The sequence below is a fragment of the Pseudomonas sp. PNPG3 genome (assembly GCF_023093815.1).
Classification (GTDB): Bacteria; Pseudomonadota; Gammaproteobacteria; order Pseudomonadales; family Pseudomonadaceae; genus Aquipseudomonas; species Aquipseudomonas asiatica.
The window spans coordinates 1-265 of record NZ_JALLKV010000242.1 but is presented as its reverse complement, the minus strand read 5'-3'; the positions used below and the strand labels follow the sequence as shown (position 1 = coordinate 265).

Here is a 265-nt window from a genome sequence, read left to right as displayed (position 1 = left end):
CAGCTCGGTGACCGGGAAGTCGGGCTCGACCTGCTGGATCTCGCCCTCGATGCGGGTCTGCGGGGCGAACTCGACGACGACGCGGGAGGCCCGCACGACCTCCGGCGCGAGCTCGGTCTTGCCCGGGCAGTCGCCCCCGATGGCGTTGAGGTGCAGGCCGGGGCGGAGGTCCTGGCGGTGCAGGACCGCCTGCCGGGCCTTCGCGGCGGTGCAGGTGGTGACGACGTCGGCCCCGTCGAGGGCCTCGGCGAGGGTCGCCGCCGCG

The 265-nt window shown here is 75.8% G+C and carries 1 pseudogene; it reads right to left on the bottom strand.

Annotated features, from left to right (window positions below):
* Positions 1–265: pseudogene (locus MJ643_RS30890) on the bottom strand (ornithine cyclodeaminase); the annotation flags it as partial.